This is a genomic window from Acinetobacter sp. YH01011 (assembly GCF_013420785.1).
GTDB classification, from domain to species: Bacteria; Pseudomonadota; Gammaproteobacteria; order Pseudomonadales; family Moraxellaceae; genus Acinetobacter; species Acinetobacter towneri.
The window spans coordinates 103971-124855 of the sequence record NZ_VOYG01000002.1; the positions used below are offsets into that span (position 1 = coordinate 103971).

Consider the following 20885-nt stretch of genomic DNA (forward strand, 5'->3'; position numbering starts at 1 on the left):
ATCTAATATGCTGAGACTTCGTCACAGCGAAAACATTTTACATCAATCATTTTTGACGTTTTTTGAGGAACGTGTCTATGACCCAACGTATCAGTGAAGTGGTGAGAAATACCAACGAAACTAAAATTCGAGTTCGTGTGAATCTGGACGGTACGGGTCAAGGCACACTCAACACTGGAGTTCCATTTTTAGACCATATGATTGATCAAATCAAGCGACACGGTTTGTTTGATATTGATATTCATTGTGATGGCGACTTGGAAATTGATGATCACCACACTGTAGAAGACTGTGGTATCACGCTTGGACAAGCTTTTGCTCAAGCTTTGGGCGATAAAAAAGGTTTACGACGCTACGGTCACTTTTACGCACCACTTGATGAATCTTTAAGCCGTGTGATTGTCGATTTATCGGGTCGTCCGGGTTTATTTATGGATATTCCATTTACCCGCGCACGTATTGGTACTTTTGATGTGGATTTATTCTCAGAATTCTTCCAAGGCTTTGTCAACCATGCATTAATGACACTGCACATCGACAACCTCAAAGGTAAAAACAGCCACCACCAAATTGAAAGCGTATTTAAAGCATTTGCACGTGCTTTACGCATGGCATGTGAAGTCGATCCGCGTGCTGAAAATACAGTGGCATCAACCAAAGGAACACTCTAATGACCCGAATTGCCCTTCTTGACTATGGCATGGGAAATTTACACTCTGCAGCGAAAGCTTTAGAGCATGTGGGTGCAACGGTAGATGTGACCAATGACCCAAAACTGATTGCACAAGCCGATAAAATTGTGTTTCCAGGTGTGGGTGCTATGCGTGATTGTATGCAAGGCATGCATGAAGCTGGCATTGATGACGTGGTACGCAACGCGGTCTTTAATAAACCTGTACTTGCAATTTGTGTAGGCATGCAGGCGCTGATGCAACATTCCGAAGAAAATGGCGGAGCAGATGCACTGGGCATTTTTGCAGGTACAGTCAAACGCTTTCCTGAAGTAGCAGGTTTAAAAGTGCCACACATGGGTTGGAATCAGGTACATCAACGTGACCCGAGCCACCCTATGTGGAACAACATTGAACAAGATGCGCGTTTTTACTTCGTGCATAGTTTTTATGTTGAACCGCAAGATGAAAAAATCGTGGCCGCGACCTGTGATTATGGTTTAACTTTCTGTACAGCCCTGCATCAAGACAACTTGTTTGCAACGCAGTTCCACCCAGAAAAAAGTCACACTGTTGGTTTGCAGTTACTAAAAAACTTTGTGGAATGGAATATCTAATATTCAGGATGCTTCAATCAATAAAGCCGAGTTAATCTCGGCTTTATTTTTGCGTGAATGTTTTTCACTTTTATTGCACATTGATTTGTGTTTAAAATTAAAGCGTTTTTTATACCTTTTATTCAAAATAAACTGAGGGTCTGTCGATAATTGGTCTATGTTTGCGATGTGAGAGAGATATCTCACAAGATTTTTGAGCAAATATACGGTATGCGACAGAAAATTCAAAAAATCTAGGAATTACAACAATGAGTCAATATGTAGAAGATTCTGCACTCAGTGCAGCGGGGCGTTTTGGTCGATTATCATTTTTAGCGTGGAACTGTTTGCTCAGCTTGGGGCTTGCAGTACTGATTGCAATTATTGCCGTTGTTGCACCCAATTTATTGCTAGAGCTCGGCTCTGGCTCTATGGGCATCGGCATGATCTTGCTCGTGATCATTTATATCGTTGCGTTCTATTTTAGCTTTATTTTCACCATCCGCCGCTTGCATGACCGCAATCATACTGGCTGGTTATCTTTGCTGATTTTGGTGCCTTTGGTGAATATTATTATGGGTTTATATTTGGTATTTGCACCTGGCGATGATCGTCAAAATAGCTATGGTGCGGTACGTGAAACTGCAGGTTGGGAAAAAGTACTGGCTTGGATTTTTATTGTGCTGATGATTTTGGCGATTATTGGCAGCTTCTTGTCAGGTATATTCAGCAACGTCTAAGCAAAAATATTCCACTTGGTTGATATTTCGAAATAGCCCATCTATTGGGCTATTTTTTCAGGATATTCGCTGCAATCTTTGTCCTGCACAGCATTTTCAATCTTTTAAACTTTGCCAAATTCCGCAAAACGCTTTAGGCTAAAACCGCTTCTTTACCGCTTTGAATGTTATGGATCTCACTCGTCTGCGTACCCTGCCTAGCCCTGATGAAATTCGGCAATTGCCACTGTTTGAAAATATTGCGCGTCAAAATATTGTACTGATTCAAAATCTAGAGCAATGTCTAGCAATTGAAGCTGAACTGAAAACCGCAGCTGTCTTGGGTTTCGATTCTGAATCTAAACCCACGTTTAATGTAGGCGAAGTTTCTACAGGTCCGCATTTAATTCAGCTCGCAACCTTAGAAAAAGCCTATCTATTTCAGCTCAATGATGACATTTGGCAATTTTTGCAGCCAGTTTTTGCCAATCGCGATCAAATTAAAGTAGGTTTTGGGCTGAAAAATGATGCCCATTTATTTCGTAAAAAAGGTATACAACTGAATAGCGTGATTGAACTATCCAAATGTTTTGGCAGTTTTGGTTTTAAAAGTCCGCTTGGGCTTAAAAATGCCATGGCATTATTATTTCACGTTCATTTCCCTAAAAGCCGAAGTATCAGCACCTCAAACTGGGCATGCAAACAGCTCAGTGAAGCACAAATTGCCTATGCTGCCGCCGATGCCTACGCACCTGTGTTGATATTTGAAGAATTGGGGCGTTTGGGTCTATTGCCCGAGCATATCCCAAACAGTTCACTCAAATTGCGGATTCGTCCCTCTAAAACAAAACCTACAACAGATGCTTAGATATTTAACAATACTTTGTTAAGATGCACAGATTGAATTCAATAAGTTTTTGGCAAGGAGCGAAAGCATGCTGATCATCCCTGCAATTGACCTGAAAGATGGCAAGTGTGTTCGTTTAAAACAAGGTCGTATGGAAGATGATACTGTATTTTCTGACGATCCAGTGGCAACAGCACAACACTGGGTAAATGAAGGCGCGCGTCGCTTGCATTTAGTCGATTTAAACGGCGCTTTCGCAGGTACGCCAATTCATAAACCTGTGGTTGAAGCGATTGCAAAATCACAACCGGATCTTCCAATTCAAATTGGTGGCGGTATTCGTTCACTCGAAACCATCGAACACTATTTGGATGCAGGCGTATCGTTCGTGATTATTGGTACCAAAGCCGTACAAGAGCCTACTTTTGTAGAAGAAGCCTGCAAGAAATTTGCAGGACACATCATTGTCGGCATTGACGCCATGAATGGCATGGTGGCTACTGATGGTTGGGCCAACGTCACAGACGTGAAGGCAACAGATTTAGCTAAGCGTTTTGCCGATGCAGGTGTATCTAGCATTGTTTATACCGATATTGCCCGTGATGGCATGATGCAAGGTGTGAACGTAGAACAAACCGTAAACTTGGCGCAATATTCAGGCTTACCCGTGATTGCTTCTGGCGGTGTGACCAATTTAGATGACGTACGCAACCTAAAAGGTCAGCCTGGCATTTTAGGTGCGATTACAGGTCGTGCAATTTACGAAGGCACGTTAAGCCTGCGTGAGGCACAGTTGCTTTTAGATGAGCAATCTTTGTAATTCTGCCGCGTATTTTTAAAGAGGTCTGCGGACCTCTTTTTTATTTTGATTTTATTTTACTCATTTTGAGTTTTCTTCATCTCCCACTGGTTCTATGTCTCAGCTTTCACCAATGCTTCGCAGCAAAGCGCCGCAACTGGCGCTCATTTTGATTACCTTAATTTGGGGTGCAACCTTCATTACCGTGCAATACGGTTTGAACTTCAGCAGTCCAGTACTGTTTGTAGGCTTACGTTTTGCCGCAGCCACGTTGGCCGTGGGGCTGATTTCATGGCGAAGCTTACGTGGTTTTAGCCTCGATGAACTCTATGCAGGCTTTGCCATAGGCGCAGTCATTGCGCTAGGTTATGTCACTCAAACCATTGGCTTACAAAGTATCAGCAGTAGCGAATCGGCCTTTTTAACGGCGCTGTATGTCCCGCTTGTACCGCTATTGCTGTGGTTATGCTTTGATCAACGTCCGCATGTCATGACTTGGTTGGGTGCTATTTTGGCATTTGTAGGCTTGGTCTTTTTAACAGGCAATGGCTTAGGCGCAATTCAGTTAAGTTTTGGACAAGCCATTACTTTAATCGGTTCAATTGCGATTGCCTTTGAAATTATTTTAATTAGCTATTTTGCCAATCGGGTCAATTTAAAGCGCGTTACCCTCATCCAACTGGGTTGTGCATCGTTATTGTGTTTTGCGATTGCACCATGGGTTGGAGAAACTCAATTGCCCGAATTTCAGTGGTCACTCCTTGCTGTTTTGCTCGGCTTAGGCATTGCCAGTGCCGTGATTCAATTGGTGATGAACTGGGCGCAACGACAAGTAGACCCTGCGCAAGCTGCTATTATTTATGCAGGTGAGCCTGTTTGGGCCGCATTGATTGGACGTTTGGCAGGCGAGCGCTTGGCAGTTCTGGCGTTGTTCGGTGGACTACTGGTGGTTTTAGGCGTGCTGGTCAGCGAATGGCGACCAAAATTTTTAAAACGAAACACATCATCCCAAAAAGTTGAATAAACAGCATCTAGGCAAGATCGCTCAAAACATCTTAAAAAGACGAACGAACGTGAATTTAATGATACATCGGTAAATTATCATTCACGCGAATTAAACCGCGTATAGCACGGTAAACAATCCATAACCACGAAATAGCAACCACTGCGATACAGAAAAGTGTCGCAGCCAAAGTCATACTGGCAAAGCTTTGCGCATCTGGACTAAAGAACACCAAAAAGAACGGCACAAAGGCCACAATATTCCAAAACAGATACCACCAGAAGCTGCGAATTTGCCAAGTAAAATGACTGGCAAAAATTGAACCTTGTACATCACTACGTTTTAAATAGTTGATGATTAAGGCAATCACGGCCAATATCCCCGCAGAAAAAATCGCCACGATATACAGCACATATAAAATCATGGTCAATGAACGATGTGGGTCTTGATCTACTGAATATGAATGCTCTGCGTCTGACATAATGCACCTGACAAGCCTGTTACTGGAACAATATTCCCAATTAGATGTTAAGCTGATTCAACGGAGAAATCATCCATAAAATCAGAAAGATATTTAAGCCTATCGTACAAAAATAAATCTTACCAAAGGGTTGTTTTTGTGTTTTATGGCGTAATTTTTGTTGTGCTAACCATGCTGCAGGCCAACCCCCTAAAAAAGCCACAATATGCAAGTTATTTTCAGGAATACGACGTCCACCCTGCTGTGCAGCTTCTTTATCTTGTGCATACAGCCAATAACTCAGCGCATTCATCAAACTGATGAATAATAACAACATGCCGCTGAGCAATCCCAACAGCGTCAGCAAAGCCAAAGCAACAATATAAGCCACACATAATATTTGCATCGGCTGCATTTTTTGCGTGATGTTGGATGTTTTCGCACTCACAGCAGATGCCTTTGCTGCTTTGGTCTGCGAAGCTTTTAAATACACCGCTTGCTGTGCTCGGTAACGTCCGCGCTCATCCACAGTTACGGTATATTCCAAGGCACAGCCCACAATTGGACGTGGCCCTTGTCGGGCGAAGTCCTTAATGTGTAAAAACACGCGATCTTTTTGGTGGTCATTCGGCTGAATAAACCCATAACCCTGCTCATCAAACCATTCGACTAAACGCCCTTGATCACGCATGTTCTATATCCCTCAAGCTGTCACAAACTTTAAGCGTTCAATCAGCATATTCCGCATTTCATCTGGATTTTTCTGCAAAATATCTGCGCCTGTCCGCCCTTCTGACGCATTTTTAGCAGCCACCTGCAAACGCATTAACCAAAAACGTCCTGCCGCCATTGCCAAATACAGTTCCAAACAGGCTTTTTCGTCTTGGGTTAAAGGACGCACCGTTTCGTAGGCATTTAAAAATGCAATCGCCTTGCTTTCATTTAAGCTCAGCTCAGGAAAATCGGTACAAAAATCATTCAGCGTAATCGCAATATCAAACAGCAATTCATCTTGATTTAATTCATAAAAATCTAAAATGCCTTGCAACTGATCATCTGCAAACAAGGTATTGTCACGGAATAAATCCGAGTGAATAAAACCTTTAGGACGCTGCGGATAGACTGCGGTTAAGGCTTCATACAAGCCCAAAAGTTTGGACAGTAAGGCTTGATCGGCCACATGCATTCTTGGTTTTAATTGGCGTGCGACCCCTGCCCAATAAGCGTGATCACGTACATGATCGCGCTGCAAAGGAAAATTTTGTAAGGCCACATGCATTTTGGCTTGTGCAATCGCAATCGCTTCCACTTGCGCCACTGTTGCCAGTGTCGGATGCTGCCCAATTAAACGCGGTGCAATTTGTGCAGGTTTTTCTTTTAATTGGTGAATGGCTTGTCCCGAATAGGATAAAGGCACTGCCACAGGCAAACCCGCTTGCCCCAAATGCTGTAATACAGGAATTAATTCGCCTGCCGCTTGCTGATCTAATTCTTCAAAAATGGTCAGCACGTACTCGTTTTGATTGTCGCAACGCAAAAAATAATTGGTATTTTGAATCCCCCCTTGAATGGGAATCAGCTCGACCACCTCCAATCCATAAGGCGCTGCAAAGACCTGAACTTCCTTTAAAGTCAAAGGAGTATAAACCGACATAGAAAACCTGCGAAAAACCTGAGCTAAGTTTGATAGAATACCCGCTCCATCTGCCAAGGTGTAGCGCTTGTGTGGGTGAGTTTCATAATCGGCTGTAATAATTGGAAAAATTTATGCTAGCGAAACGTATTATTCCTTGCCTAGACGTAGATAATGGTCGCGTGGTTAAGGGCGTGCAATTCCTTGATATTCGTGATGCGGGCGACCCTGTCGAAGTGGCGCGTCGTTATAATGAACAAGGTGCCGATGAAATCACCTTTTTAGACATTACCGCTACCCATCATGGTCGTGATACGACTTATCGTACCGTAGAACGTATGGCAGAAACCGTGTTCGTGCCCCTCACCGTTGGTGGTGGCGTGCGCAAGGTTGAAGACATTCGCCTATTATTGAACGCAGGTGCAGATAAAGTCAGCATTAACTCTGCAGCCGTGTTTAACCCTGAATTTGTGCAAGAAGCCTCACAGCGTTTTGGCGCGCAATGTATTGTGGTTGCCATTGATGCGAAAAAAACGGGTGATAACAAATGGGAAATTTTCACCCACGGTGGTCGTAAACCAACAGGTATTGATGCCATTGAATGGGCAGTGAAAATGGCAGACTACGGCGCAGGTGAGCTATTGGTCACTTCAATGGATGCCGATGGTACCAAGGCAGGCTATGACTTGGCGCTCATGCGTGCCATCAATGACCGTGTAACTGTACCCACCATTGCGTCTGGCGGTGTAGGTAATTTACAGCACTTGGCAGATGGTATTTTAAAAGGCGGTGCAGATGCGGTACTAGCTGCCTCAATTTTCCACTTTGGTCAGCACACTATTCCAGAAGCCAAACAATATTTGGCAGCGCAAGGCATTGAAATGCGTTTGTAATTTCTAAAACAAAACTGTTTTGGACTTTAGTTTTTGAGCTTTAAAAGTGTAATCTTCGGGTTACACTTTTTTATTTAGCCCAAAATACAGGCAGAAAAAAAGGAGTCCGAATGCCACTACTGTCCCATATTTCGCTTTAAGAACCCCTTGTGTTCCATAGATACCCGTCAATATTGAGCTGACGTTTTCCTTATCTGGATGAGTCAAAGTTCAGGACTCAAAAAGCCAGCATGAAATTCAGTAAAGGATTGAATCACAGTCATCATACTCATAAGCTTATTGCAGTTGAAAATGGTGAAGAAAATGACAGGGTACAAGGCTGTAAATTCCAGTTTCCCTCTGGGAGCCTTTGATATAAAGGGATAGAATCTGGCTATCCATTCGCGTGATAGCCTTGCGAAGTCGTGCTTCTCTTTCTTTTTAAACAGCTGTGACTGAAGTGTGTCATCACGATCTCCTGGTGTCTTGATCTGAATCTCACCATCATCCGTAAGGTCTTACTTGAATGACCATTGCGAGCATTAGAACCGCGCTTACGAGCTTTCTTTCATGTCCGAGGTGTAGGGTAAGTCCGGCATTGAGAGCCGCTAAAATAGTCAGTTTAGTCAACAATCGGCTGAATGGATTTAGATCATCTTCTGTTTTTATGGATTTAGCAAATTCTGCTATAAGGTCATTTAATTTTTGTTCTTCCAACATGATGCCTGACTTCGTTGTGACTATGAACATATAAAATTCAATCAATTACGCAATTTTATTTACAATCTCGTCTTCGACAAACTCACTATGATTCACTGTATGTTCTTAGTTTCTTGGCAAGAAATGCGATCAATGTCTGGTTATTTGTAGTCATAAAATTGAGTCGCCTGTTTTTTAAAGGGGATTGAATTAAGGCTTATAGGATGAATTCGTAAGATTGTGTTCAGCGAACGCTTACGCTTTAGTTACCGCTATGCTGAAGTGGCTGAATAAATTGCCCCTTTAAATATAAACAGCCCTCAATAGAGAGCTGTTTTTAGTATTCACCACGCTTGATGGTTGATTGATCGCGAATGCAATGTGTCTAAACCTATTCTATTCATTCATACTGCACCGCCATGTAAATCTTTATTTACGCTGTGGCTCGTCAGCCCACCGTGCATAACTCTTCGTGCTTTTCAACAAAACGCCCGCTTGTTTTGCAGCGACGCCACTATAGTCCTGAGAGAAACTATCTGAATTTTCATCAAAACTCACACCATCAAATAATGGGAAAGTTCCGGCTTTTTTCTGAATCACCACATCATCAATCATCCAGCCGCGGAAACCATTATAAAGTCCATCGACCGTTCTAAATTGGAATTTCAGCTGAACATTGGCCTTGCCTGCATATTCATCTAATGAAATTGCTTCTTGCTGAACAGCAGCCGGTGCGAGGTTAAAGCCTAAATTACTGTATGGAATCGGCGCGCGATCATATGCAGAAGATGGATCTGCCAGCGGGTTTAATCGAGCCAAAGTCTTAAAACTGTTACCGCCGTCGGTAGAAACTAAAATATTCATCAAATCAAACCCCTGATTATTTGGATTGACTGACTCAATTTCCCACCATGTTTTAAAGCTTAAACTCAAAGGCGCCTGATACTGGCTTAGATTAATCACAGGTGAAATCAATTCTCCCCTATTGTCATGCTGCGAGGTGCCGCCATCAAACTCTGGAGCCGTAGATGAATCACTTAAAGCACCAATAAAGTTGCCATTTACTTTGTCACCATACCAATATGCCGTATTACCTTGCAGTGGCTCAGGTACCTTGCCTTGACTTTGGTCATTTGGCGCTAAGCGCACACGCTGATTCACTTGATTATTACGAATATTGTGACCTTTGTTTAGCAGCTGCCAATCGACATTCGCCACACTTGGCTGTGAGCTTGTCCATGCATTGCGAGTAGTAGAGTCCGCTTCAAAAGTTTCACGCCATACCGCATCTGCAGATGTCGTTTCAGGCAGCACTTCAAATTGATAGCCCGATGCAGAAGAAGCAATGACCGTAACTTTTTTTGTCATGGTATTAGTTCCTGCACTGCTAATAGTGAGCGTGGCATTTTTCAATGCTTCAAGCAGAGTATTGGAGACGTTAAATGAAAGCGTGAAATAACCATTAGCATCGGTAATTGCACTAACAAATGCACCATTGGTCGCAGCACCGCCAGATAATGCGACTTGCGCATTCGCTAAAGGCTTTCCTTTATAAATGACCTGACCAGACAACGTACCGACTACTGCATCATTGACAGGTGCATCACTTAAGGTCTGACAGTCTTGGTCTAAGCAGTTGAGGACAACATTCAACACAATGCTCTTATTGGTATTTTTAGGATGGATCAAGAATGCCGAAACTGCAGACTGTCCATTTTTAGTGACCAAAACATAATATGTGCCTGCAGCCAATTTAGGCAGTTTAACGATGCCTTGAGCATTAGCAAGGTAACTTTGACCTTTAAAATGAGTCGCTGTCGGTAAACTATTGATCGGTGGAAATAGCTGTTCAGAATCATCTGCTGTACTTGCATTTGTTGCTGTTTTCAAACTACTTGCTTGTAATTTCTTCCACTCTTCGTCACTTAAAATCTGAATCGACGCAGCATTTAAGGTAAGGTTATTCACATCCAACAGCGTCAGCTCTTCTACACTTTTTTGAACCATAGCCTCGGCAACTGGCTCTGATGGTACTGGTACGTTTCCTGTTTCATCACTGTCACTACCGCCACATGCTGTTAAACCTAAGACACCCGTGACCATCATTATTTTTACAAATGCTCTATTTTTCATCTATTCTGCCCTCTGGATTTTGTATTTTAAAATTTTATCTCTACTTAGAACTTTGCCAGCCCAAACATACTGGTCAATATTCCAGCAAAATAATACCCAATTTCCACCAAATGCGCAAATTTCACATTTTATATTTTTTATAGTTTTTTTCTCTATTTTTTTAGTTAATGTATAGCCAAATGGGCTTTGTTCCACAAAGATTTGAAAGACAAAGTACCCCGAAATGAACCAAATTTAAGGCGTAACTTGGGTAAGTGCTCTACCTAATTGCTTACATCTGTTGAGGACTGCTACAAGTGCATGCATCTTAGTTTCAACCCAACTGCGCCGATGATAGCCTGATCATTTTTCCATAGTGTCCTACCTGAGATTAACTGTTCGAAGTCATTTATCTCGCTCTAGCGAGCTGCTCTTTGTATCTTTGTATGCTTTCTCATTTTCTAGGTGGAATCACCGCATGCGCTTAACGCCTTATTGTTATGGATAAAATCCACCATTATTTGTGTGGGCGGTCGAGCTCCGCCTGGGCGAAAAAAGCAGCTGCTTTACGTAGAATTTCATTCGCACGTTGCAGTTCTTTATTTTCGCGTTCCAGTTGTTTGATACGTTCTTGGTCTGAAAGCTGCTGTACTTTAACTGGATTTTGTTTATCTAAATATTTTTGATACCAAACACGTAGTGTTTCAGGAGTACAGCCAATCTTAGGAGCGATTGCTGTGATTGCAGCCCAATACGATGGATAATCTTTTTCGGATTCAATCAATAATTGAACCGCTCTTTCTCTGATTTCAGGGGTATATTTTAATTTTGTCATCGGGACACTACGCTTCGCTACGTCTTGCGAAGCAATGCTTCTCATCTCAGAATATTGACTCTCCGACAAATCCGGTACGGTACAGTATCCCTCGCGTTCGGTCTGACCGTATTAACCGCGGCCTATGCACTTGGGCACATTTCAGGTGGTCAATTTAACCCTGCAGTCAGTATTGGTTTGTGGGCAGGTGGACGTTTTGAAGCCAAAGAACTCGCACCGTATATTATTTCACAAATTATTGGTGCGACTCTGGCCGCACTGGTGTTGTATCTGATTGTACAGGGTCAGGCAGGTTTTGCAGGCACAGGCGGTTTCGCGACCAACGGTTATGGTGATTTATCTCCAGGAAAATATGCCCTCAGTTCAGTATTATTGATTGAAGTGGTACTCACTGCTGGCTTTTTGATGGTGATTATGGGTGCAACCGCCAAACGTGCACCTGCAGGTTTTGCTCCAATTGCAATTGGTTTGGCACTGACCTTAATCCATCTGATCAGTATTCCTGTAACCAATACTTCCGTGAACCCTGCACGTAGTACAGGTGTGGCGTTCTTTGCTGAAACTGCAGCACTCAGCCAGCTTTGGGCTTTCTGGGTTGCACCGATTGTAGGTGCGGTGATTGGTGCGGTGCTGTATCGCGCTATGGCAAAAGCTGAAGACTGATCTTCAAAACTTTAAATCCACAGCTTTTCAAGATGTCTGGGATTTATCTAAAAACACACAAAACAACAAAGCCCGTTCAAGCGTTTGAGCGGGCTTTTTAATGGCTTAGATGAGCAGATTAAAGTAGATTTAATATCTTGAGATGGCATCCATTATAAAAATGGATTTTCAATTTCACCCGCTTCGGGACAATCTAACTTTTCAGGCAGATTCGGAGTCTGCTCCAAAGTTGCAACAACTTCATTCAAAAAAGCCTGTAGTGCTTTGGCTGCCTGTAAACCCGCCTGATCTTTGCTGATTTGCAAATTGCCATACACATTGATGCAATCTAAATCATTTTCTAAGGTTAAGTCATGAATCGCATGTGATTCAGTCCCATTTTGAAACGGTTTAAACATTGAATTCACCTTAGCATGAAGGATGCAATATCCATCATCTTAACCCAGTTTAAGATTTCAACAACTGTAAAATATATTGCAATAAAGCTTCAATCAATTGCTTCACAATTGCATCTTGGGTATCTGCATCAATGCTAGCACCCGATGCAGGACTACTGCCTGAGCGTTTAAATTCGGTTTGCAAGGCTTGTAATTGCTCAGCAGATACATCTTCTGCGCACTGGCTTTCTGCATCCCAATGTGAGTAGGCAATCGGTGTATTGGCTTTTACAGCATTTGCAGTCAAAGGCAATTTATAGGTATTGCGCTTTTGTTCTTCACTTAATTGTGGGAATAAATTAATGCCCAACTGTTCTTCTAAATAGCAGACACTCACCACTTGCACCTGTAACGAGTCGTTATTGGGCGCGTAATAAGCCCCTATCGCGCCTGTTTTGGGCATATACACAGCTTTATACACCGCAGTCGGCACAATAACGCCCTGCCCAATGGTTTTTAGACGCTTGGCATTAAAACTTGGCCCCGTAATCACATACACATCTTGCTTTTGCTTAGTCACCACCGCTCGGGTGGCTTCTTCAAGTTCACGCCAGACCTGCTGATTATTTTTAGGGGCTTGCGGCACCATATTTGCCAAAGAAAAACTGTCAAACTGGGCTGCCAAGTTGGTCATGTCGGCATTCGGTGCCATGTGTCCACGGTCATAACCCGAACCACGATAATCCAGCAAAGTCGCACGATGCTCGGCTTTGACGCGCGGTTCTTCGTGAAAGTTATCTTCACGTGGAATCCGCTGACTCAAACGCGCTGGTGTTAAGGCTTCTGCCACCCATAACGGGGTTTTGGATACCCCTGAATACATCACATTAAAGTCATTAAAACACAGCGGATAGCTGTCTTTTTGCAGGCTATTTTTCAGTAAATAGGGCGGCGTTTCTCGATAGAACTGGGTTAGGCAAGCACTATTTCCTGAACTCGGCACCAGTGAAGTCCACTGGCTAATTTTTTCTTGACCAAAAGCAATCACAAAACTCCCTGTTGCCACTACACCGAGTAGCACTTTCAAGCTGTTTTGATTAAAAATTTGAGTCCAAATGTTGTTGGAATTGCGCCGTTTTCTTGCCATAACCGTTACTGTGACTTCGCTCTAAATCCGCAGAGTTTGCCCGAGCTTAACAATCCACTCACAGCTTGTATATGAAGCACCTCTTGTTCGTCTAACAATTAAACAAAACCCGCGCCATAACACCACAAAAGCCATACACAGCCTGAGTTTTAAGCACTTTTGACATCAGTCTAGATCAAGTTTGGTAGATTTGATTGCATCCGTTTTAGCGAATCTGCCAAGCTAAATACACCTTAAAAACATCGCTCAGCGACACCCAAGCGCATTGCGCTGCTCTAGCTGGATGTCATTGACGATTTAAATTGGTTTTAACTTTATTTTTGCGATTTTTGATGGAGAAATACATGCGTTTTCATCTTTTTGCTTGTGCTTTGGTTGGTAGCAGTATCAGCATTTCTGCCTTTGCCGAACCACCCATTCAAGCAGGTGATACTTTAGAAAGTTTATCTAAAGTCAAAATAAGCACCACGATTAATGGGCAAGCAGGCTCACTACAAGAATTAATCGCCAATGGTCAGATACGCATTGTACCGAGTACAGATACAAACTTAACAAGTCCAGCAGAAAATATAGCGCAACAGCCTGCAAACCAAATTTCAGCCGAACAAGCCAATCTGGCTCAAGACAATGTACCGATGACGATGCCTGTCGGGACTGAATCCGAACTGCAACACGCAGCGCAGGCAGAGCAAGTGAGCGAACAACACATACAAGCCACCTCTGCGCCATTATTGTCATCTTCAGCCGATTTACCTGTAAATGCTGGCGATGATGTGGATGTCACCGCAGAAGCGCTAAATGCTGCACCACAAAACCCTGCTGCATCTGAACAAGCAGCAGTCAATCTGCCCACGACTGAACGGCTTGAAACCACAGCACCTGCGGCACAGGGCGCAGATGTAAACGATATAGATTTAAGCCATCTACAACCAAGTGATACGGAACAATAAGATCTGTTTAAGACCAATCTTGAGCTAAAAATAAAAAACCAGCACTTTATAATGCTGGTTTTTTTAAAATCTATTGAGCAGTTTTTAAATTTCGATTTGACTACCCAATTCCACCACACGGTTGGTTGGAATTTGATAGAAATCACTCACAGGACTGGTATTGCGCTGCATTGAAATAAACAGTTTTTCACGCCACGGTGACATGCCATCGCCCACCGTATGCACAATTCGATCACGCGAAATAAAGAAGCTCATTTGCATCATATCGAATTCAAACTCAAGCTGTTCATAGGCTTGTTTCAAGGCATTTGGAATATTTGGCTGATCTTTAAAACCGTAATACATGGCAATCCGATAAAAACGATCATCCAGTTTTTCGACTTGAATCCGATCTTGCTGCGCAACAAATGGAATATCACGCGTGATGACCGTTACCATGATATTGCGTTCATGTAACACCTTGTTGTGCTTAATATTATGCAACATGGCATGTGGCACAATGTTAGGCGTACCTGTCAAGAAAATCGCATCGCCAGGGACAAATTTGGTTTCATTGCCCATACTAATACTGTGAATGAATAGGTCTATCGGCAAGGCATCTTTTTCCAAACGATTGAAAACCAATGCACGACCATCTTTCCACGTCATTAAAATGGTATACATGATGGCGCCAATTAAAATTGGCACCCATCCCCCTGACACAATTTTGAGCGAGGTCGAAGCCACAAAAATTAAATCTAGGGTTAAAAATGGCACTGCAAAAAGGGCAACTTTCCACATCGGCCAACGCCAAAAACCATAGGCCAGCACTGAAATTAAAATCGTGCCACACAGCATGGTCATGGTCACTGCCACGCCATAAGCACTGGCAAGTCTGGCACTATTTTCAAATAATAAAATTAAGATAAGCACCGAAATAAATAAGGCCCAGTTAATGAATGGCAAATAGATTTGACCACGTTCAACATCGGACGTGTGACGTACAGTCAGGCGTGGTAAATAACGCAATTGAATGGCCTGATTGACCATTGAAAATACCCCTGTGATCACCGCTTGAGAAGCGATCACCGCTGCAGCTGTGGCTAAACCAATCATCGGGTATAAGCCCCATTCAGGCACCAACATATAGAACGGATTTTCAATCGCTGCAGGGTTACGTAGCAATAATGCCCCTTGTCCTGCGTAATTCAATAACAAGCAAGGTAAGACAATCAAAAACCACGCGAGGCGAATAGGCATCCGCCCAAAATGCCCCATATCGGCATAGAGTGCTTCGCCACCCGTCATGGTTAAAATCACCGCACCCATGGTGAGAAATGCAACAAAGGGTTGCTCTACTACAAAGTTAAACGCCCAGTGTGGACTGACCATGGCCAATACAAATGGGGTTTGGATGATACTGAGCAGCCCTGCACCGCCAATGGCTAAAAACCACAGCAAAGTCAGTGGGCCAAAAAATTTGCCCATCGTACCTGTACCATGACGCTGCACAATGAACAGTCCTGCCAAAATACCAATGGAGAGCGGTACGAGCCATTGATTAAAGATAGGCGTGGCAATACTTAGTCCTTCAATGGCAGACAATACTGAAATGGCGGGGGTGATAATGCCATCGCCAAAGAACAGGGATGCACCAATAAAGCCAAGTGCGATCAGGAAGATTTTTTTGTCTTCGGCAATACGGGTGGTGCGCAGGTTCAATGCCAATAATGACATGATCCCGCCTTCGCCATTGTTATCGGCACGCATAATAATGGTGACGTATTTGAAGCTGATGGTGAGCATCATGCACCAGAAAATTAGGGATAAAATTCCCAATACACTGGCTTGGGTAATTGCAAGATGCGCCGTTAAAAAAGTTTGTCTGAAGGCATACAGAGGACTGGTTCCGATATCCCCAAATACAACTCCGAGTGCAGCCAAGGTAATGACGGGTAAGGCTGCTTTTTTTGCAGTACTTTGCATAGGTGTCTTCGATTTAGACGGTATTTTTGAGAATCATAGCACTACGCTGAAAGTTTTTCTCTAAATCAAATGTTTCAACTTGGCTTTGTACTATTTTTTGGTTATTATCCACCGCCTATGGTGAAGTGTCCGAGTGGCTGAAGGAGCACGCCTGGAAAGTGTGTATACGTTAATAGCGTATCGAGGGTTCGAATCCCTCTTTCACCGCCAAGATTCATTCCTACGATGTCCTATGGAATACCAAAAGGCTTAAATCTAAAGGGTTTAAGCTTTTTTTATGTCTAATGCAATCTACTTTATCTATTGCAAGCTTGATCTTGTTGGGGGTATAACTAGGGGTATAATAAATTACCCCCAAAATTATACCCCCAATTCTGTGGAATCATTGCAATGCTTACAGATGCTCAAGTCAGAAAAATAAAACCATCGGAAAAGAAAGCCAAATAATTACCTATGATCGAAATCTAGCACATATCACGGCTGGCGGGCTTGGTTATCGTGAATTCTAAAAGTTGAACCCATATAGGGGAAAGCCCCCTACTCACTTAGGTATGATTTATTCAAATCACCATTCATCTATTACTATTAAAATATATTCGTCCTTCTATGTATTTCTTATTAGTGGCGGGTTTTCCCGCTGCGGACAACTTCACACTATTGGATTTATGGGTACAGATACAATCAAAGCCTAAGAATCTGAAAGAAGCATATCGCCTGCATTAGACTGATAGCTATTCAGCTCATGTTGATTTTTACCCATTTTATCGACATGACAACCTGAATATGTTTATGTCATCGACATGACAACTCTCTCATGTCGATTTTTTGTCAGTTTTATCGACATGAAAGCCTGAATATGTTTATGCCATACAGCTAAAGGAATAAGACAATATTCCTTTTAGGTTTTAAGCACATCAACAACCTGAACGCTAAATGTCACATCCTAAAGCGAATTAGCTTTTTAAAAAGGTCATAATCAGCCAACCACCCACCCAATAAAAAAACCGCTGCTCAATCTTCCAGATCAACACAGCGGTTTTAAACTCATCTTTTACAGATCAGTCACATCTTACATTTTCTTTTCTTCAATATTTAACGCATTGATTGCCAATACCGCCTGAGTACGATTTTGCACACCCAATTTACGGAAAATTGCGGTCACATGCGCTTTAATCGTCGCTTCAGAAACATCTAATTCATAGGCAATTTGCTTATTCAACAAACCTTCTGCCACCATCATCAATACACGGAATTGCTGTGGTGTTAAAGACTGAATACGTTCAGCCAAAGCTGTTTCATCTGCAGCGCGAGGGTCAAAGTTAACATTCGCAGCCAAGTTTGGCGGCAACCAAATCTCACCTTCTAAAACTTGACGAATTGCTTCACCAATATGGCTCGGATGTGCCGATTTTGGGATATAACCCATCGCCCCATGCGCAATTGAACGTTGAATAATCGATGCTTCTTCGTGAGCGGACACCACAATAATTGGGATAGATGGATATTGCGCACGCACATGCACCAATGCAGAAAAGCCCGATGCCCCTGGTAAATTCAAGTCCAATAAAACAAGATCAGGCTCAGGTCCATTTTCCAAACGTTCGTACAATTCATTAACTGCAGCAGTTTCATGAATTTGAGCTTGCGGTAAGCTATAACGAACCGCCTGAATTAAGGCATGGCGAAACAGCGGATGATCATCAACGATTAATATATTCATAACAGACGTGAGAGATCTTGGGCACAGTTGTTATATTCTAACCACACAAAGACAATTAAGGATATGCAAGACATGACTTTTTTGCATTTATTGTGCAATTAATCACAGAAAAGCGTTTATTTTTTATGTTTTCAGCGCTCAGTCAAAAAGGTTGATCATTTTGTGGATTTTTTAATCAGTTTTATTTTACAACCAAAACGCTCAAAACAAGATGTAATATGAAATAGAAAATATCCCAAGATAAGGGTTTATATTCGTACCGATTCAAACAAACTCAGCAACAAAGCAGGACAAGCGTTTGATATACCCCGGGCATGGTCGCAACAGTCGATATTAAAACGGGTGAAAAAACGGTGTTGGATTATCTGATCAAACCATTCAACAAAGCCAAAGAAGCCTTACGTGAGCGCTAAACAGAAATTCTCTTATACCTGAATTTAATGAATTATCTCATCTCTGATTCTTGCCTTCTCCCAAAACCCAACTGGGCTCAAGTGAAGGCGAGAATGAGGGCGATAATATCCTATGCCCTCTACAGTTTTATTTTTCACAGATTTTGCATTTCATCTTAATTGCCTAAACAATCTACAGCAACGCAGCAAATCCTCCTTTTCACCTCTTTCCAAGCCTGATGACACTGTGTATAACCATAAGTCACGCAATGAAAATGATAAGCATAGGCAAAACAGGTAAAAAACCGTTAGACTATGCATCTCTCTCATTCAATGTCGTTTCAGACAAATAAGAAGGTGAAGGTTGATGCCGCTCAATACTGTCGAAGAGCTTGTAGCAGATATCCGTGCAGGAAAAATGGTCATCCTCATGGATGATGAAGATCGTGAAAATGAAGGTGATTTAGTCATTGCCGCAACCCACGTTCGCCCTGAAGATATCAACTTCATGATCACACACGCGCGTGGTCTTGTTTGCTTAACCTTAAGTCGTGACCGTTGCCAGCAATTAAACCTACCGTTAATGGTTGATGCCAATGGTGCACAACACGGTACGAACTTTACTTTGTCGATTGAAGCTGCTGAAGGCATTACCACGGGTATTTCTGCCGCAGAACGTGCGCATACCATTCAAACCGCTGTCGCTGCACATGCCAAGCCTGCCGATATTGTTCAGCCTGGGCATATTTTCCCACTCATGGCACAGCCAGGTGGTGTATTGCACCGTGCAGGACATACCGAAGCAGGTTGTGATCTTGCCCGTTTGGCAGGTTTAGAGCCTGCATCGGTAATTTGTGAAATTATCAATGAAGACGGCACCATGGCGCGTCGTCCAGATTTAGAAGTTTTTGCTGAAAAGCATGGCCTCAAAATTGGTACCATTGCAGATTTAATCCACTACCGTATGACCAATGAGCAAACTGTAGAGCGTCTAGATCAGCAAAGCATTGACACCGAATATGGCACATTTGACTTGTATCGCTACCGTGAATTGGGTAACCCAGATATTCACTTGGCATTGGTCAAAGGTGAGCCTAAAGAAGGTGTGACCACAGTCCGTGTGCATGGTTTTAATCCAACACGTGACTTGCTTAAACTAAACAAAGCAGACGGTTCCGCTACTTGGAATTTAGACCGTGCGCTTAAAGAAATTGCAGACAGTGAACGTGGTGTTTTGGTGTGGATTGGTCAGGGACAGTTACAAGACTTAGGCCCTGCGCTAGATAGCCTAAAAACCCCGAAACAGGGCAAAGCTAATGCTGCATTGTCTCAGCAATATCAAACCATTGGCGTGGGTGCACAAATTTTACGTGATTTAGGCGTTGAAAAAATGAAGCTACTCAGCTCACCATTACGTTTCAATGCTTTATCAGGCTTTAACTTAGAAGTGGTGGAATATATCACCGCAGATCCAACATCAGAGAAATAATCGAGGTTGCTATGGCAATTCGCCGTATTGAAGGTTTATTACATCTCGCTAGCGAAGGCCGTTATGCGATTTTAGTCGGTCGTTTTAATAGTTTTGTGGTTGAGCATTTGCTTGATGGCGCAATTGACACATTGAAACGTCATGGCGTATCAGAGGATAATATCACCGTTGTTCATGCACCAGGCGCTTGGGAACTTCCTGTTGTGGCTAAAAAATTAGCTGCATCGAATGGTTATGATGCCATTATTGCACTCGGCGCAGTGATTCGCGGTAGCACTCCACACTTTGACTTTGTTGCAGGCGAATGTGCCAAAGGCTTAGGTGTGGTTGGTTTAGATACTGGCTTACCTGTGATTAACGGTGTATTGACTACGGATAGTATTGAACAAGCAATTGAACGCTCTGGAACAAAAGCAGGTAATAAAGGAAGTGAAGCTGCCTTAACTGCAATTGAAATGGTTAACTTGTTAAAGGCTATTTAACGCTATGTCGCAAACACTTCAAGCAACTTATGCAGCAAAACGTAAAGCACGTCGTTTTGCTGTGCAAGGTATTTATGAATGGCAGATGAGCCACAATCCAGTACATGAAATTGAAGCACGTACCCGTGTGGAAAATGCCATGCACAAAGTGGATCTCGGCTATTATCATGAATTGTTGACTCAAGTGGTTGCCAATCATGAAGCATTGGATGCATTACTGGTGCCTGTTCTTGATCGTGACATTCAAGCCCTCGATGGTGTTGAACTCGCCACCTTACGTTTAGGTGCTTATGAGTTAGAACAACATCTGGAAATTCCATACCGTGTGGTATTGGATGAAGCGATTGAATTGGCAAAACACTTTGGTGGTGCAGACAGCCACAAATACATCAATGGTGTATTAGACCGTCTTGCCAACAGCTTACGTGCAGCAGAAAAGCAACAAAGCAACTAA

The 20885-nt window shown here is 42.8% G+C and carries 20 protein-coding genes, 1 tRNA gene and 4 pseudogenes; 14 read left to right on the forward strand and 11 right to left on the reverse strand.

The genetic code is table 11. From position 1 onward, the window contains the following. Positions 1-77: 77 nt before the first annotated feature. The 6 genes from hisB to FTT78_RS01870 all read left to right on the forward strand — a co-directional run bounded on the left by hisB (position 78) and on the right by FTT78_RS01870 (position 4656). Positions 78-671: an imidazoleglycerol-phosphate dehydratase HisB gene (gene hisB, locus FTT78_RS01845; RefSeq protein ID WP_096902642.1), complete on the forward strand. Its 594-nt coding sequence runs from the start codon at positions 78-80 to the stop codon at positions 669-671. After that, complete coding sequence (gene hisH, locus FTT78_RS01850; protein ID WP_004974401.1) at positions 671-1288, forward strand: imidazole glycerol phosphate synthase subunit HisH; 618 nt, start codon at positions 671-673, stop codon at positions 1286-1288. The genes hisB and hisH overlap by 1 nt, the downstream gene beginning before the upstream one ends. 248 nt (positions 1289-1536) lie before the next feature. Beyond that, positions 1537-2007: a DUF805 domain-containing protein gene (locus tag FTT78_RS01855; protein ID WP_004974398.1), complete on the forward strand. Its 471-nt coding sequence runs from the start codon at positions 1537-1539 to the stop codon at positions 2005-2007. A 169-nt stretch (positions 2008-2176) separates the two neighbouring features. After that, positions 2177-2854 (forward strand): hypothetical protein, encoded by a 678-nt coding sequence (locus FTT78_RS01860; RefSeq protein ID WP_004974396.1) that lies wholly within the window; start codon positions 2177-2179, stop codon positions 2852-2854. Between the two features lie 67 nt (positions 2855-2921). After that, positions 2922-3653, forward strand: a complete 732-nt coding sequence (gene hisA / locus FTT78_RS01865) for a 1-(5-phosphoribosyl)-5-[(5-phosphoribosylamino)methylideneamino]imidazole-4-carboxamide isomerase (RefSeq protein WP_004974395.1) — start codon at positions 2922-2924, stop codon at positions 3651-3653. 112 nt (positions 3654-3765) lie between these two features. Further along, positions 3766-4656, forward strand: coding sequence for a DMT family transporter (locus FTT78_RS01870; protein ID WP_228293085.1), 891 nt, complete (start codon positions 3766-3768; stop codon positions 4654-4656). Between the two features lie 55 nt (positions 4657-4711). Here the strand turns inward: FTT78_RS01870 and FTT78_RS01875 are convergent, their stop codons facing one another. From FTT78_RS01875 to FTT78_RS01885, 3 genes are read right to left on the reverse strand one after another with little or no spacing between them, the layout of a single operon-like run. Then, positions 4712-5116 carry a hypothetical protein gene (locus tag FTT78_RS01875; RefSeq protein WP_004974391.1) on the reverse strand — a complete coding sequence of 135 codons (405 nt, stop codon included), beginning with the start codon at positions 5114-5116 and terminating at the stop codon, positions 4712-4714. Positions 5117-5156: 40 nt separating this feature from the next. Further along, the gene (locus tag FTT78_RS01880) at positions 5157-5786 is read right to left on the reverse strand and encodes a DUF1294 domain-containing protein (protein ID WP_096902640.1); all 630 of its coding nucleotides are present in this window, start codon (positions 5784-5786) and stop codon (positions 5157-5159) included. A 12-nt stretch (positions 5787-5798) separates the two neighbouring features. After that, positions 5799-6749 carry a homoserine kinase gene (locus FTT78_RS01885; RefSeq protein ID WP_180043473.1) on the reverse strand — a complete coding sequence of 317 codons (951 nt, stop codon included), beginning with the start codon at positions 6747-6749 and terminating at the stop codon, positions 5799-5801. Positions 6750-6862: 113 nt separating this feature from the next. Here FTT78_RS01885 and hisF point away from each other — a divergent pair, with 113 nt between their 5' ends. Next, positions 6863-7621 (forward strand): imidazole glycerol phosphate synthase subunit HisF, encoded by a 759-nt coding sequence (gene hisF, locus FTT78_RS01890; protein ID WP_004974384.1) that lies wholly within the window; start codon positions 6863-6865, stop codon positions 7619-7621. A 345-nt stretch (positions 7622-7966) separates the two neighbouring features. Here hisF and FTT78_RS01895 read toward each other — a convergent pair. From FTT78_RS01895 to FTT78_RS01910, 4 genes and pseudogenes are all read right to left on the reverse strand, one after another. Further along, a pseudogene (locus FTT78_RS01895) lies at positions 7967-8317 on the reverse strand (transposase); the annotation flags it as partial. Between the two features lie 411 nt (positions 8318-8728). After that, entirely contained in the window at positions 8729-10432 is a 1704-nt protein-coding gene (locus FTT78_RS01900; RefSeq protein ID WP_131260656.1) for a carboxypeptidase regulatory-like domain-containing protein, read from the reverse strand. Between the two features lie 234 nt (positions 10433-10666). Next, a pseudogene (locus FTT78_RS01905) lies at positions 10667-10895 on the reverse strand (IS5/IS1182 family transposase); the annotation flags it as partial. Between the two features lies 1 nt (position 10896). Then, a pseudogene (locus FTT78_RS01910) lies at positions 10897-11246 on the reverse strand (transposase); the annotation flags it as partial. 54 nt (positions 11247-11300) lie between these two features. Between FTT78_RS01910 and aqpZ the strand changes: the two are divergent. Beyond that, on the forward strand, positions 11301-11909 hold the full coding sequence (aqpZ, locus tag FTT78_RS01915) for an aquaporin Z (RefSeq protein WP_373686452.1): 609 nt from the start codon (positions 11301-11303) through the stop codon (positions 11907-11909). Between the two features lie 152 nt (positions 11910-12061). Here the strand turns inward: aqpZ and FTT78_RS01920 are convergent, their stop codons facing one another. Next, complete coding sequence (locus FTT78_RS01920; protein ID WP_180043475.1) at positions 12062-12307, reverse strand: hypothetical protein; 246 nt, start codon at positions 12305-12307, stop codon at positions 12062-12064. Between the two features lie 49 nt (positions 12308-12356). Next, entirely contained in the window at positions 12357-13433 is a 1077-nt protein-coding gene (locus tag FTT78_RS01925) for a DNA/RNA non-specific endonuclease (RefSeq protein WP_004974371.1), read from the reverse strand. 344 nt (positions 13434-13777) lie between these two features. Between FTT78_RS01925 and FTT78_RS01930 the strand changes: the two genes are divergently transcribed. Further along, positions 13778-14383 carry a hypothetical protein gene (locus tag FTT78_RS01930; RefSeq protein ID WP_004974369.1) on the forward strand — a complete coding sequence of 202 codons (606 nt, stop codon included), beginning with the start codon at positions 13778-13780 and terminating at the stop codon, positions 14381-14383. Between the two features lie 84 nt (positions 14384-14467). On the opposite strand, the gene FTT78_RS01935 is transcribed toward FTT78_RS01930, so the two are convergent. Then, entirely contained in the window at positions 14468-16348 is a 1881-nt protein-coding gene (locus FTT78_RS01935; RefSeq protein ID WP_004974367.1) for a potassium transporter Kup, read from the reverse strand. Between the two features lie 119 nt (positions 16349-16467). On the opposite strand from FTT78_RS01935, the gene FTT78_RS01940 reads away from it, so the two are divergent. Beyond that, positions 16468-16558: transfer RNA gene (locus FTT78_RS01940), tRNA-Ser, on the forward strand. An 859-nt stretch (positions 16559-17417) separates the two neighbouring features. On the opposite strand, the gene FTT78_RS01945 is transcribed toward FTT78_RS01940, so the two are convergent. Next, the gene (locus FTT78_RS01945; RefSeq protein ID WP_004974358.1) at positions 17418-18068 is read right to left on the reverse strand and encodes a response regulator transcription factor; all 651 of its coding nucleotides are present in this window, start codon (positions 18066-18068) and stop codon (positions 17418-17420) included. A 243-nt stretch (positions 18069-18311) separates the two neighbouring features. Between FTT78_RS01945 and FTT78_RS01950 the strand changes: the two are divergent. The 4 genes and pseudogenes from FTT78_RS01950 to nusB all read left to right on the forward strand — a co-directional run. Beyond that, positions 18312-18481 (forward strand): annotated as a pseudogene (locus tag FTT78_RS01950) (secretion protein HlyD); the annotation flags it as partial. A 346-nt stretch (positions 18482-18827) separates the two neighbouring features. Beyond that, positions 18828-19949, forward strand: a complete 1122-nt coding sequence (gene ribBA / locus FTT78_RS01955; protein ID WP_180043477.1) for a bifunctional 3,4-dihydroxy-2-butanone-4-phosphate synthase/GTP cyclohydrolase II — start codon at positions 18828-18830, stop codon at positions 19947-19949. A gap of 11 nt (positions 19950-19960) precedes the next feature. Continuing rightward, complete coding sequence (gene ribE / locus FTT78_RS01960) at positions 19961-20431, forward strand: 6,7-dimethyl-8-ribityllumazine synthase (RefSeq protein WP_004974350.1); 471 nt, start codon at positions 19961-19963, stop codon at positions 20429-20431. 4 nt (positions 20432-20435) lie between these two features. After that, on the forward strand, positions 20436-20885 hold the full coding sequence (gene nusB, locus FTT78_RS01965) for a transcription antitermination factor NusB (RefSeq protein WP_004974349.1): 450 nt from the start codon (positions 20436-20438) through the stop codon (positions 20883-20885).

Coding starts and splice junctions, on each gene's coding strand:
- FTT78_RS01900 (WP_131260656.1), bottom strand. CDS start 10,432: ATGAAAAATAGAGCATTTGTAAAAATAATGATGGTCACGGGTGTCTTA.
- FTT78_RS01930 (WP_004974369.1), top strand. CDS start 13,778: ATGCGTTTTCATCTTTTTGCTTGTGCTTTGGTTGGTAGCAGTATCAGC.
- ribBA (WP_180043477.1), top strand. CDS start 18,828: ATGCCGCTCAATACTGTCGAAGAGCTTGTAGCAGATATCCGTGCAGGA.
- FTT78_RS01945 (WP_004974358.1), bottom strand. CDS start 18,068: ATGAATATATTAATCGTTGATGATCATCCGCTGTTTCGCCATGCCTTA.
- hisH (WP_004974401.1), top strand. CDS start 671: ATGACCCGAATTGCCCTTCTTGACTATGGCATGGGAAATTTACACTCT.
- hisF (WP_004974384.1), top strand. CDS start 6,863: ATGCTAGCGAAACGTATTATTCCTTGCCTAGACGTAGATAATGGTCGC.
- hisB (WP_096902642.1), top strand. CDS start 78: ATGACCCAACGTATCAGTGAAGTGGTGAGAAATACCAACGAAACTAAA.
- FTT78_RS01935 (WP_004974367.1), bottom strand. CDS start 16,348: ATGCAAAGTACTGCAAAAAAAGCAGCCTTACCCGTCATTACCTTGGCT.
- hisA (WP_004974395.1), top strand. CDS start 2,922: ATGCTGATCATCCCTGCAATTGACCTGAAAGATGGCAAGTGTGTTCGT.
- FTT78_RS01875 (WP_004974391.1), bottom strand. CDS start 5,116: ATGTCAGACGCAGAGCATTCATATTCAGTAGATCAAGACCCACATCGT.
- FTT78_RS01855 (WP_004974398.1), top strand. CDS start 1,537: ATGAGTCAATATGTAGAAGATTCTGCACTCAGTGCAGCGGGGCGTTTT.
- FTT78_RS01885 (WP_180043473.1), bottom strand. CDS start 6,749: ATGTCGGTTTATACTCCTTTGACTTTAAAGGAAGTTCAGGTCTTTGCA.
- FTT78_RS01870 (WP_228293085.1), top strand. CDS start 3,766: ATGCTTCGCAGCAAAGCGCCGCAACTGGCGCTCATTTTGATTACCTTA.
- ribE (WP_004974350.1), top strand. CDS start 19,961: ATGGCAATTCGCCGTATTGAAGGTTTATTACATCTCGCTAGCGAAGGC.
- FTT78_RS01920 (WP_180043475.1), bottom strand. CDS start 12,307: ATGTTTAAACCGTTTCAAAATGGGACTGAATCACATGCGATTCATGAC.
- nusB (WP_004974349.1), top strand. CDS start 20,436: ATGTCGCAAACACTTCAAGCAACTTATGCAGCAAAACGTAAAGCACGT.
- FTT78_RS01925 (WP_004974371.1), bottom strand. CDS start 13,433: ATGGCAAGAAAACGGCGCAATTCCAACAACATTTGGACTCAAATTTTT.
- FTT78_RS01880 (WP_096902640.1), bottom strand. CDS start 5,786: ATGCGTGATCAAGGGCGTTTAGTCGAATGGTTTGATGAGCAGGGTTAT.
- FTT78_RS01860 (WP_004974396.1), top strand. CDS start 2,177: ATGGATCTCACTCGTCTGCGTACCCTGCCTAGCCCTGATGAAATTCGG.